Genomic DNA, 10,757 nt, shown 5'->3' with positions numbered 1-10,757 from the left:
CTTTAAAGAGGATGCTGGAAAGCATGTATTAATATCCAATTTAATTATGCCGACTTTTATTAAAGATTTATCTAATCCTCAGTATAGAATTATTTGGCAAAACGCAGGCATAGAATTATCAGAAGCATCAAAGTTAGTTTTTATCGGTTATTCGTTACCTAGTGCAGATTTCGAATTGCGCCAGCTATTATCACGGATGACAAGAAAAAATGCAGAAATTGAAGTGGTTGATTTTTGCACTGACCCAGAAAGGCAAGAGCAAATTAAAAAACATTGGCATAACTTCTTCGGTAAGAGAAATATTTCATATTATTTTTCTGGAGCAAAGAATTACATTGGTACTATTCAATCATAAAGTTAACAAGGCGAAGCAATTGACAAAATAAATGTCACGAATTTTGCTTCGCAAAATGTAGTGCCATTTATTTTGCAACTGTTCTTAGCGTTAGGCGAATGTAGGTGCAATGAACTACGAAAGTGGAATTTTTAGAGTCAGAGAGCTTCGAGAAGCTGATGCAAATTCTTTGTTCAATATGTATTCAGGCTCAAGCAGTTCAGCAAAGTACATATCGACATTGCCCCACGATACAGTTGAAACCACGCTCACGAAAATTAAGCAATGGCGAAAATTCTATTCAGAAAATGCTCCCAAAGTTTGTTTGTATGGAGTTGCAGCGAGTCCAGATGACTTTGTGTTTGGTTTAGTTGTTTTCGTATTTAATGAGCAATATGCTGAAATTCATTTTGGTATATCAGATCAATTTAGTAATCAAGGCATTGCAACTGAGTTGTGCCGCTCTGGTCTACAATACTTGAAAAGTTTGGGTGTAAAAGAGGTAAGAACCAATCCGTTTATTGAGCATCTCGCAAGCATACGAGTTTTAGAAAAGTCGGGTTTCTCAAATTATGGTACGCTCACAAATCATGCACGATTTCCGACTTTGGGCGATGGTCTTTTCAATTGTGCAGATATGCGCATAACTCTTTGAAAATTCGCCTAACAAGTTGTTCAAGAGGGATTCACAACGCGTGGCATTTTTACCATGCGTTGATTTTTGTGTTTAAGGTGGTTTGCAGCAACTTCGGTATTGCGTTGTTCACCCCTTAACAAAGCGTTCGCTAAAATCATTAACAAGGATATGTAATGAGAAATAGAAAATGGATATTTGCAGCTATTTTCCTCATTGGAGGACCTTCACTGTTACCATTTAGTATAGAAGTGATATCACTAGTTGAATTACTTGGTTTTTTAGGGATATGGACAATGTACTCATCCTACACTGAGTACTTGGTGAATCACCCTAGGTATAAAAGAGGTCTGTGTTTAGCTACAAGTTGGGATCTTCAACCGCAAATGTTGTTCTCGACGAGTGAGCTTAAGGCATGTCCTCAGTTAGTTTTTCATATGTTTCCAGTTCAGAGTGTAATAATCTGGACTTTGAATATTCTGTTTTGGGGTGGTATGGCTTGGTGCTACATAACTTAAGCTAACACATATGAGCCCTTCTCCGGTCAATAGGCAATAGCATTTTTTGGCTGCGCCAGCAGCCAATGCTCTCGAGTAACAAAGTCGTCTACTTCGCTCTGTCATTTCCGCCATTAAGTCATTGCTTACGGCAAACACATATAGAAGGTCTCTTACTGCGGTCTCACCGCTGCCTGCCAATCATGTGACAGGGCCATTAGACATTACTTCCCGTTCCCACGCAGGAGCGTGGGAAGGAGTTAATCTAGCTTTAGTTAACAGAAAAGGAGTGGATTAATGAATGGTAAAGCATTTGAGAATTGGCAAAAATCGCGAAAGAAAGGATGTTTAAATTGGCTTTTTAGAACAACTTTCGTCACAGCCACTTTGTACATGATTTTTAATGTTATTTTCCTTTATCCATCTTCTGATGTGGCAAGTATTACGATTTTCTTATCGGATAATGCTCTTAATTATTTCATTTATACGATCGGGATGTTTTTCGCATTTTGGGCTATTTGGCTATACAATGAATCTTCTTATGAGAAAGAAGTTAAACGTAGAAATGTCGCCTAATAAATAATAAGTGTCGCGTAGCCGACACTTTATTTGGGAGTTGAACAAGCCCGTTGCTTTATTAAGTAAATAGCTCGAATGTGCATAGGTGGGGCTGCGTCTGGCACTTTTTTCAGCACGAGCGCAGCCAAGAAATGAGCAGATAAGACGTTACTTCAATACGTTGCGTAACGATGTGGTTTGTGTCGGTTTGCTCTCCTGTGTTTAAATGAATGCCATTCTCCTTATTCTATTCGCCTTTCGGCTACCTCGGTCGTGTCACGCCCACGCAGACCATGAACCGCTCCCAACACGCAGGACAACATCGTGTTGTATGCTGCTCAGAGGTCGCCTCAACGGGCAAGGTCAGGTTTGCCATGTGAAGCAACATGAATCGCCATTAAGTCATTGCTTACGGCAAAAACATATAGAAGGTCTCTTACAGCGGTCTCACCGCTGCCTGCCAATCATATGACAGGGCCATTAGACATTACTTCCCGTTCCCACGCAGGAGCGTGGGAACGAGTTATAGAGAATGACTTTTCCGTGATCATCCACCGCGTGAAGAGAAAAGTGGTGCTTGGCGAGATCAACGCCACAAAAGAATTGAGTAGATATGGTTACCTTCGTTATTAAAGGCCGCACCTAAGTGTGGCAGATCTTCAAGAGGGGGAATCCATGTCATTCGTTATGCATAAGGACGAATCGTGCTAATCGAATTTAGAAAAGCCGAGATAACTGATAGAGAATGGGTTTGGGGTCTATTTAAAGATCTACTAAAGCCAAGTATCGAGGCTCAGTGGGGGTGGCATGAGGCGTTCCAAGAAGAGAGCTTTGGCAAGCATCTCCCGATCACCCAATTTAAAATAATCCAGAATAAGTGTGAACGCGTTGGTGCATTTTATTTGGTCAAAAATGATGATCACATCCACTTAAAAATGCTACTGGTAAAGGCTGAGTTTCAATCAATGGGTATAGGTAAGCAAGTTGTCAATTACACAAAGTCAGCAGCAATTGAGCATGATCTGCCAGTTAATTTAGGTGTCATAAAAGCAAATCCTGTTGTTGGTTTTTATACTAGTCTAGGATTTAGTGTTTTGGGTGACGAAAATGGTAGTTATAAGTTACAGTGGAACCCAAATGCATAACAAGGCCAGTCAAGGCGACGGCTTTTTCGTTCCGCCTACGGCTCTACTACAAAGCCGCGCATGCTGGTGGCGTTATGAGGCATATGGATATTCAACTAATACAAATAGAAAATGATGAGTTTGAAAGTCTGTTCTCTGTTGTGAAACAGGGACTTTATTCGCATGTTGATGCCGTCTTTGGCTGGTGTGATGACTTCCAAGTCAATCGTTTAAAAAATGACTACGAGCCGCATTGGTTTCACTGGGTTTATCTCAATAACACGCAAGTTGGAATGCTATGCTTCAAGCCTTACGAAAACGCATTTCATGTGCATTTACTCATTGTGTTTCCTGAATTTCAAAATCAGAAACTGGGTGAAAGGGTCATGAACATGATTCACGAAATGGCGCGTGAGCAAGAGCGTAGTTGCGTAACCTTATCAAGTTTTACTAGAAACGAGCCTGCGGTAAGGTTTTACAAATCCCTTGGCTATCAGGTGACTGAAAGCGATGAAAGCTTCCTTTCTTTGACGCTTCAAGTTGCCTCATAACACATATGAGCCCTTCTCCGGTCAATAGGCAATAGCATTTTTTGGCTGCGTCAGCAGCCAATGCTCTCGAACAACAAAGTCGTCTACTTCGCTCTGTCATTTCCGCCATTAAGTCATTGCTTACGGCAAACACATATAGAAAGTCTCTTACTGCGGTCTCACCGCTGCCTGCCAATCATATGACAGGGCAATTAGACATTACTTCCCGTCCCCACGCAGGAGCGTGGGAACGAGTTATAGAGAATGACTTTTCCGTGGTCATCCACCGCGTGAAGAGAAAAGTGGTGCTTGGCGAGATCAACGCCACAAAAGAATTGAGTAGACATGGTTACCTCCGGTAATAAAGGCCGCACCTAAGTGTGGCAGATCTTCAAGAGGGGGAATCCATGTCATTCGTTAACTGGCAAAAGGAGTATTGAACATTGGAAGGACTGATAGCCCAATATACGGGTGCTAATGAAGATCAAAGACTGACAAGACAGTATATTGCTCAGTTAGAGTTTGACACCACAATGCACAAACTCGAACCATATTTGTCAAAAGGCAAATCGGTATGTGAGCTGGGAGCAGCTACGGGTCGTTACTCTTTAAGTTTTGCAAAAATGGGTTGTGATGTAACAGCTGTAGAGCTTGTACCTGAGCAAGTCGATATTCTAAATACCAAAGCTAAATCCGAGGGTATCGACTTAAGAGTGTTTGAGGGAAATGCGTGTGATGTTTCATTTATTGAGAGTAGTTCTCAAGATGTTTGTGTGATCCTAGGGCCCTTATATCACTTGAAAACTCTGCACGAAAGAGAGCTGGCGATAAAAGAAGCTTTGCGTATTCTGAAGCCAAATGGGGTGTTAGCTGTTGCCTATATCTCACGCTTTTTTGTCGCGGGCATGTTCGCTCAACAATTTCCGGAATTGATTACCCCCGAAGTGCTTATCGAATTAAATAAGCACGGCACAGTTTCAAATTCAAAAGCAGATAGTTTCTTTAATGTAGGGTACTTCGCCACACCGGCTGAAATTGAATGTTTGGTTCAAGACAATGGTTTTGGTGTTATCGGTCACTCCGCAACAGATGGCTTTGGACGTTATATTTCTAATGGTGTTAATGGCTTTACACCATCTCAATATCAAACTTGGTTAGATTATCACTTAATAAATTGTGATGAACCTAGTTTATTAGGTTCAAGTAATCATGGTTTAGTGATCGCTAGAAAAGCCAGTTAACACATATGAGCCCTTCTCCGGTCAATAGGCAATAGTATGTTTTGGCTGCGCCAGCAGCCAATGCTCTCGAACAACAAAGTCGTCTACTTCGTTCTGTCATTTCCGGCATTAAGTCATTGCTTACGGCAAACACATATAGAAGGTCTCTTACTGCGGTCTCACCGCTGCCTGCCAATCATATGACAGGGCCATTAGACATTACTTCCCGTTCCCACGCAGGAGCATGAGAACGAGTTATGTAGAATGACTTTTCCGTGGTCATCCACCGCGTGAAGAGAAAAGTGGTACTTGGCGAGATCAACGCCACAAAAGAATTGAGTAGACATGGTTACCTCCGGTATTAAAGGCCGCACCTCAGTGTGGCAGATTCTCAAGGGGAGAATCAATGTCATTCGTTATAACGCTACAGGAGTACAGAGTGAAAATAGGCATTGTTCAGATGCAAATGAGATGGACTGTTGCACAAAACCTTTCGACAATATCTGGATACATTAAAAGGCTAGGTGCACTAGATGTCTTAATTTTCCCTGAACTCGCATTAAGTGGATTTCATAGAAATATAAAAGCTGAATGTAAAGAACTCTTAATTCAAAATGCCATAGTCGAACTACAAAAATTAGCGAAAAAGTATCGAATAAGTCTGTTTTTTGGTGCACCTAAAGTAGTTGGGTTAAATGTGTTCAATAGTTATTTGTGCATCAATAAAACTGGTCAGGTCATAGCACAATGGGACAAGGCTGGATTGACTGAAAGTGAATCCCAGTTTTTTGCTAAAGGTGGTAATAGAAGCGTATTTGAGCTTGATGGCACTCGCTATACCACGGTAATTTGTCGAGAAGTCGAGGATGCTGACTGGTTTATTTCTCAAGTTCGTTCCTGCTCTCCAGAAATCATAGTTTGGCCTAGCTATATCAGGCAGAGCGGCAATGATAATACCTTAACGGGCTATTTTTCAGCGGCTTCTGAAATAGCTAAGGAACTCGATGCGTTTGTTTTACAGTGCAACTGGCCACAAGCGCTCAACGCTCAGAACATTCGTGGATTAGGTGGTAGCCGTATATTTGGAACCGATGGTAAATGTCTTTTTTCCATGCCTGTAGACCAACTTGCGATAAGTATCTTGGAGTTTTCTAAGGGGGCGTTGAGGTCAGTTGAGACTATGAGTTCACTGGAAACCGCGTTATAACAAACGAGTATGTCGTCAATCCTAAATTTTAGCGAGGTTTTTATCCCACATCACGTCGTCTCTAAGCATCAAATTTAAGAACATCACCATCTTCCGCATGCAGGAAGTAATGGCGACTTTTTCGACTTTCGGCGGCGCTAATCGATATACGTCTTTTTTAACGTGTAATAAATTAACGCGTGAAACAGAGTCATGGAGAATGACTTTTCCGTGGTCATCCACCGCGTGAAGAGAAAAGTGGTACTTGGCGAGAGCAATGCCACAAAATAATTGAGTAGACATGGTTACCTCCGGAATTAAAGGCCGCACCTAAGTGTGGCAGATCTTCAAGAGGGGGAATCCATGTCATTCGTTATGCGCACCGGAAAAGAATTAAGCTTCATAGGAGGAATTATAAGTGGGCGATTTTTACATAGATCTAAAAGGATTGGCGGCATACTATGAAGTTCAATGGCTTGATAAACTTCGCTTAAGTGGGGTGTTTGAGCAATTGGAGAGTAAATCTAAGTACGTACCTGAATCGTTTATCTCCTCAAACCACACACAAAGTGTAGCTAAGTTTATTATTGAGTGTCTCGAATATGAAAGTATTAATCCTATAAACGTATTAGAGGTAGGGGCAGCTTTGGGGCGAAATAGCTACGAGTTAGTTACTAACATGCCAAGCATTAGTTCTGTAACAGTTGTTGAACCGTCTCACCGCTTGCTATCAAATCTCAAACAAATACTAATTGATGGTACTAAATGTGAATTTCCTTATATCAAGAGCTTGAAAGAGTTGGGGTGTTTGGATTTTGATACTTCAGCAATAGCAAAAGCATGTAATCATGTAGTATTTACTTTAATAGAAGCACCTTTCGAACATGGTGTGGTTACGAAAGAGTTCGATTTAACAGTTTGCCTCAACGTACTTGATCAATGTGAGTCGCCTAAAAATTTAGTAAAAGCACTAAAGGATGCAACTGTTTTTAATGGAGTGTTAGTTTTGTCATGTACTTATCAGTGGAACAAAAAGCATTTAAAAGAAGAAAATGAAGCTGTTAATGATATAAACGACTACTTTGGCGAAGGTTGGGAAAAGCTATCTGAAGATGAACATGAATACAAGATAAGGTATAACGAAAGGTATTCGTTACTATTTCTTTCTCATATAGTCGCTTACAAAAAAGTTGGTAGCTAACACTTGGTCCGTACACATAAAAAACGACTATATTTTCAATCACTATATTTTGGCGACTTTTTCGACTTTCGGCGGCGCTAATCGAGATACGTCGTTTTTAACGTTTAATAAATTAATGCGTGAAACGGATTCATGGAGAATGACTTTTCCGCGGTCATCCACCGCGTGAAGAGAACAGTGGTGCTTGGCGAGATCAACGCCACAAAAGAATTGAGTAGACATGGTTACCTCCGGTATTAAAGGCCGCACTTAAGTGTGGCAGATCTTCAAGAGGGGGAATCATGTCATTCGTTAGTTTGCTACAAAGAATCGCGAAGTATTAAGGAACATATGGAAATAGAAATAAGACCAGCCAAGGAAGACGAACTGGAGTTCCTCCATTCTTTTGTTGTTTCAAACGATGAATGGACAAAGTTTAATGGCCCTTACTTTACTTACTCGCATCCATCACTAGAACAGTTTGAGAAATCTTCATTTCAAAGATTATTAAATGGTTCAGACTTACAGTTAGTCACTGCAAATGATGTACCTGTTGGGACAGTGAATTGTTACTGGGAATGTGAAGAAATTCGCTGGCTTGAAGCTGGTATTATCATTTATGATTCTGCATGTTGGGGTAAGGGTATCGCAGCACGAGCCATTCCTCTCTGGGTTTCATACTTATTTAATACTAAAGAAATTGAGCGTGTTGGTATGACAACTTGGTCGGGTAATTCTCGCATGATGTCACTAGCATTGAAATTAGGCTTCCAACAAGAAGCTAGATTGCGAAAAGTGCGTTACTACGAGGGCAAGTACTACGATTCAGTTAAATATGGGATGCTGCGTTCGGAGTGGTTAGAACGCAACTGGCAAAGTTTTTAAGAGAAATCTTCAGCGCCTGGCATTTTCAGTTTTAATCAGCTTTGGTACTTACGCACAATGGATTAGCTAAGGGATAAGCGTTGTTCACACCTTAATTCGGTTCACTTTATTGGAATATTGAACGTTATGGATGATACTTTAGCAACTTGGCGTCAGTACTACGAAAAATCATTGTTACGCCCCCACAATTCACGCACTGAACTCGCCATTGAGTTGGATCAGTCTGGACTGAAAACCGCTGTTGATTGCGGTTGTGGAACCGGAAGTGAGATAGCGTATCTAGAGCAGCAAGGCTATCGGGTGTATGGCTTTGATATTAATCCAGACTCTATTGCGATATGTTCAGAAAGGTTTAGTTCAAAGCCGCTGGTTAAACTTTCAGAGTGCTCATTTGAGTCTTTCAATTATCCTTCTACTGGCATAGTGATAGCAAATTCAAGTTTGTTCTTTTCTGATCCGATAGAGTTTAAAAATACATGGCGAAAACTTGCTTCTTCTATCGCGGTTGGTGGTGTTTTTGTAGGTGATTTTATGGGGCCTAGAGATACTTGGGCAACGAATTTTCGGTTACCGACGGCTCCGTTGAGTAAAGAACAAGTTGAGCTCTTATTTGAAGAGTTTGAAATAGTCAGTTTCAAAGAACGTGATGAGCCTGGCGCGACAATGGTTGGAGCCCCTAAGCATTGRCATATTTTTTCAGTGGTTGCTGTAAAACGTACATCATAATATGGTCACCTGATATACAACATTAGTAATGTAAGCTTTTTTATTAGATTGTAATGCTGGGAATTTTTCTAGTGCGTTGGCATTAGTGATAGATATAAAAAAGTATACGGTTTCTTTACTATTGCGCTTCTCCTTTTTCCACAGAGAAGAATGGTAACGATCCCCACATTACTTTCAAGTACAAGGGAAAGAGTTTTTGAAGCAGAGTAGAAGTGAGTTTTGGTCAGGTGAGGAATATGATGCCCAGTATGGTAATTACTATTCGGATGAAATATCGTTCTTTCAGGATTTAATGCTTCATCGAAATATCTTATCCCTACTAGATGTCTGCTGCGGGACTGGCCTAGTAACAATTCCATTATCAAAGAAGTTATCTCATGCAGTAGGTATTGATTTTTCTCGTTCAATGGTTGATTTTGCGAAGCATAAGTCATCAAATACTAGTAATGTCACGTTTTATGAAAAGGATGCCGTAAGTTTCGACTTAAAAAGCGTCTTTGATCTGATTATTATGACGGGAAATGCCTTTCAAGCATTTCTTTCAGATACAGACCTTTCATCCATGCTCGAAAATGTAAAAAAACACATGCACGGAAATAGTTTTTTTGTATTTGATTGTCGACTTCCATGTCCTAAGTACTTTGAAACAACAAATAATTACGAATATTGGTCTTCCTACACGAGTTACAGCGGAGAAAACGTCGATGTATATGGTTTGGACAGCAGGCACCCAACATTAAGTAATACGATGTTGCATCGTGTAAGAAGAGAATATGAAAATGGTATGCAATATCAAAGCTATATCGAGCTGAAATATCGTTCAATTGACGAGATAGGCGATCGCCTTGAGCAACACGGTCTGCAGTTAGTAGAACGTTACGCAGATTGGAAAAAGACGACTTTGACTGAATCATCGACAAGCTTTGTGGGGGTTGTTAGGCCGCTATAACGAGATCATTGAGATCTCGCTGGACTTGTTCCTTTTCTTCAAAAGGTAGCTTTAGGCTGATTGAAGTTGATGGTTACGATGTCATCCACCATTTGAGCACAGACTGGCGTATAGCAAGTGCAACGCCAAAAATAGTGATATGTCTCACCTCGAGATGCAAAGCTTCATCTTAATATACAGCGTTGTAAGAGGGGAATTCATGTCATTTTTATGCAATAAGGCATGTAAATCAAATAGATGCAATACCTAGAGGTAAATGTCAAGACAGCGATTATCGTTCACGGTTATGACGAGAATCATAAAGAAATTACAGAAACAGTGAAAGAGGAGCAGTACGTCACAAAGCTTGTTGCGATCGAGAGGCTGCAGTCTGTTAGTGAGCAATATCTTTTAGTGACTGGATCGCACGGTCGTATGATGTACTGGGAATATGACGAGTCAATCGACAGCATTCGTCAAAAACTGGAAAAAGTAGGTGTGCGCGTCGCATAACAAACAGAAGGAGCTAGCACCAACTCTCGTGTGCTAGCATCTGTAGGTAGGTGGAGTCTAGCTTATGTCACTTTATGACAAACAGAAGCATATAAAGAATCAGGAAGATACAATGTTAGTTGCTTCGGATTCTTGGTTGACAGTTAAATTTTCCCAAGAAGCAGCAAAGTCTTGGAAACGTATTCTCGTGCTATTCGCTCTTGCAATTCTATGTTTGTTCGCACCAGCATTGGGTTTGATTATATCAACCATAAATGCATTTTTTTCTTAAACAACTAGGGAGTCGCGGGTTCAACTGCGAAGTGCCCATGAAATACCCACGGTTTTTGATGGTTACAGTGTCTGTAAAAGCGATGGTATGAGAATTTTAGAAACACTTAGGGGTAATTAACGTAGAAGTTAAAACAGATAAGAAAAGTATCCATATTGGTATGGATAAATC

Annotated in this window: 13 protein-coding genes and 5 pseudogenes; 12 read left to right on the top strand and 6 right to left on the bottom strand. The window is 40.6% G+C overall.

The window, feature by feature from the left end; all coding sequences use genetic code 11:
* The 3 genes from BZG84_RS15625 to BZG84_RS15605 all read left to right on the top strand — a co-directional run.
* Positions 1-355 (top strand): hypothetical protein (locus tag BZG84_RS15625; protein WP_445177056.1); only part of this gene is annotated, 355 nt, incomplete at its 5' end.
* 109 nt (positions 356-464) lie between these two features.
* Entirely contained in the window at positions 465-989 is a 525-nt protein-coding gene (locus tag BZG84_RS15620) for a GNAT family N-acetyltransferase (RefSeq protein WP_077479192.1), read from the top strand.
* A gap of 773 nt (positions 990-1,762) precedes the next feature.
* A complete protein-coding gene (locus BZG84_RS15605) occupies positions 1,763-2,041 on the top strand; it encodes a hypothetical protein (protein WP_077479189.1) in 279 nt (92 codons plus the stop codon).
* Between the two features lie 244 nt (positions 2,042-2,285).
* Here BZG84_RS15605 and BZG84_RS16675 read toward each other — a convergent pair.
* A pseudogene (locus BZG84_RS16675) lies at positions 2,286-2,411 on the bottom strand (IS91 family transposase); the annotation flags it as partial.
* A gap of 119 nt (positions 2,412-2,530) precedes the next feature.
* Positions 2,531-2,638 (bottom strand): annotated as a pseudogene (locus BZG84_RS16670) (IS110 family transposase); the annotation flags it as partial.
* A gap of 89 nt (positions 2,639-2,727) precedes the next feature.
* Here BZG84_RS16670 and BZG84_RS15600 point away from each other — a divergent pair.
* Together BZG84_RS15600 and BZG84_RS15595 are read left to right on the top strand one after the other, a co-directional pair.
* Positions 2,728-3,168 carry a GNAT family N-acetyltransferase gene (locus BZG84_RS15600; protein ID WP_158011508.1) on the top strand — a complete coding sequence of 147 codons (441 nt, stop codon included), beginning with the start codon at positions 2,728-2,730 and terminating at the stop codon, positions 3,166-3,168.
* A 74-nt stretch (positions 3,169-3,242) separates the two neighbouring features.
* Positions 3,243-3,698 carry a GNAT family N-acetyltransferase gene (locus tag BZG84_RS15595; RefSeq protein WP_077678452.1) on the top strand — a complete coding sequence of 152 codons (456 nt, stop codon included), beginning with the start codon at positions 3,243-3,245 and terminating at the stop codon, positions 3,696-3,698.
* A 218-nt stretch (positions 3,699-3,916) separates the two neighbouring features.
* Here BZG84_RS15595 and BZG84_RS16570 read toward each other — a convergent pair.
* Positions 3,917-4,024 (bottom strand): annotated as a pseudogene (locus BZG84_RS16570) (IS110 family transposase); the annotation flags it as partial.
* A 96-nt stretch (positions 4,025-4,120) separates the two neighbouring features.
* Between BZG84_RS16570 and BZG84_RS15590 the strand changes: the two are divergent.
* Positions 4,121-4,918 (top strand): class I SAM-dependent methyltransferase, encoded by a 798-nt coding sequence (locus tag BZG84_RS15590; RefSeq protein WP_077481902.1) that lies wholly within the window; start codon positions 4,121-4,123, stop codon positions 4,916-4,918.
* A 218-nt stretch (positions 4,919-5,136) separates the two neighbouring features.
* On the opposite strand, the pseudogene BZG84_RS16665 reads toward BZG84_RS15590, so the two are convergent.
* Positions 5,137-5,244: pseudogene (locus BZG84_RS16665) on the bottom strand (IS110 family transposase); the annotation flags it as partial.
* A gap of 92 nt (positions 5,245-5,336) precedes the next feature.
* On the opposite strand from BZG84_RS16665, the gene BZG84_RS15585 reads away from it, so the two are divergent.
* On the top strand, positions 5,337-6,104 hold the full coding sequence (locus tag BZG84_RS15585) for a carbon-nitrogen hydrolase family protein (RefSeq protein ID WP_077481912.1): 768 nt from the start codon (positions 5,337-5,339) through the stop codon (positions 6,102-6,104).
* A gap of 21 nt (positions 6,105-6,125) precedes the next feature.
* Here BZG84_RS15585 and BZG84_RS16660 read toward each other — a convergent pair whose 3' ends face one another.
* Positions 6,126-6,386 carry a hypothetical protein gene (locus BZG84_RS16660; RefSeq protein WP_077481903.1) on the bottom strand — a complete coding sequence of 87 codons (261 nt, stop codon included), beginning with the start codon at positions 6,384-6,386 and terminating at the stop codon, positions 6,126-6,128.
* A 115-nt stretch (positions 6,387-6,501) separates the two neighbouring features.
* On the opposite strand from BZG84_RS16660, the gene BZG84_RS15575 reads away from it, so the two are divergent.
* Entirely contained in the window at positions 6,502-7,284 is a 783-nt protein-coding gene (locus BZG84_RS15575; protein ID WP_077481905.1) for an SAM-dependent methyltransferase, read from the top strand.
* A gap of 105 nt (positions 7,285-7,389) precedes the next feature.
* Here the strand turns inward: BZG84_RS15575 and BZG84_RS15570 are convergent.
* Positions 7,390-7,506, bottom strand: a pseudogene (locus tag BZG84_RS15570) (IS110 family transposase); the annotation flags it as partial.
* Positions 7,507-7,614: 108 nt separating this feature from the next.
* Here BZG84_RS15570 and BZG84_RS15565 point away from each other — a divergent pair.
* The 4 genes from BZG84_RS15565 (at position 7,615) to BZG84_RS15550 (ending at position 10,315) form a co-directional block, all read left to right on the top strand.
* The gene (locus BZG84_RS15565) at positions 7,615-8,148 is read left to right on the top strand and encodes a GNAT family N-acetyltransferase (RefSeq protein ID WP_077481908.1); all 534 of its coding nucleotides are present in this window, start codon (positions 7,615-7,617) and stop codon (positions 8,146-8,148) included.
* Positions 8,149-8,274: 126 nt separating this feature from the next.
* Positions 8,275-8,874: a class I SAM-dependent methyltransferase gene (locus tag BZG84_RS15560; protein WP_077678451.1), complete on the top strand. Its 600-nt coding sequence runs from the start codon at positions 8,275-8,277 to the stop codon at positions 8,872-8,874.
* A gap of 196 nt (positions 8,875-9,070) precedes the next feature.
* The gene (locus BZG84_RS15555; protein ID WP_077678450.1) at positions 9,071-9,823 is read left to right on the top strand and encodes a class I SAM-dependent methyltransferase; all 753 of its coding nucleotides are present in this window, start codon (positions 9,071-9,073) and stop codon (positions 9,821-9,823) included.
* Positions 9,824-10,060: 237 nt separating this feature from the next.
* Complete coding sequence (locus BZG84_RS15550; protein WP_077482135.1) at positions 10,061-10,315, top strand: hypothetical protein; 255 nt, start codon at positions 10,061-10,063, stop codon at positions 10,313-10,315.
* Positions 10,316-10,757 lie beyond the last annotated feature (442 nt).

It is taken from the genome of Salinivibrio sp. PR932 (assembly GCF_001996125.1).
GTDB lineage: Bacteria > Pseudomonadota > Gammaproteobacteria > Enterobacterales > Vibrionaceae > Salinivibrio > Salinivibrio proteolyticus.
The sequence above is the reverse complement of the archived record's forward strand: the minus strand, read 5'-3'. Positions and strand labels throughout refer to the sequence as shown.

What these genes read in the sequence shown, in the direction of transcription:
- BZG84_RS15620 (WP_077479192.1), top strand. Translation starts at nt 465, where the DNA reads ATGAACTACGAAAGTGGAATTTTTAGAGTCAGAGAGCTTCGAGAAGCT.
- BZG84_RS15605 (WP_077479189.1), top strand. Translation starts at nt 1,763, where the DNA reads ATGAATGGTAAAGCATTTGAGAATTGGCAAAAATCGCGAAAGAAAGGA.
- BZG84_RS15595 (WP_077678452.1), top strand. Translation starts at nt 3,243, where the DNA reads ATGAGGCATATGGATATTCAACTAATACAAATAGAAAATGATGAGTTT.
- BZG84_RS16660 (WP_077481903.1), bottom strand. Translation starts at nt 6,386, where the DNA reads ATGTCTACTCAATTATTTTGTGGCATTGCTCTCGCCAAGTACCACTTT.
- BZG84_RS15565 (WP_077481908.1), top strand. Translation starts at nt 7,615, where the DNA reads ATGGAAATAGAAATAAGACCAGCCAAGGAAGACGAACTGGAGTTCCTC.
- BZG84_RS15550 (WP_077482135.1), top strand. Translation starts at nt 10,061, where the DNA reads ATGCAATACCTAGAGGTAAATGTCAAGACAGCGATTATCGTTCACGGT.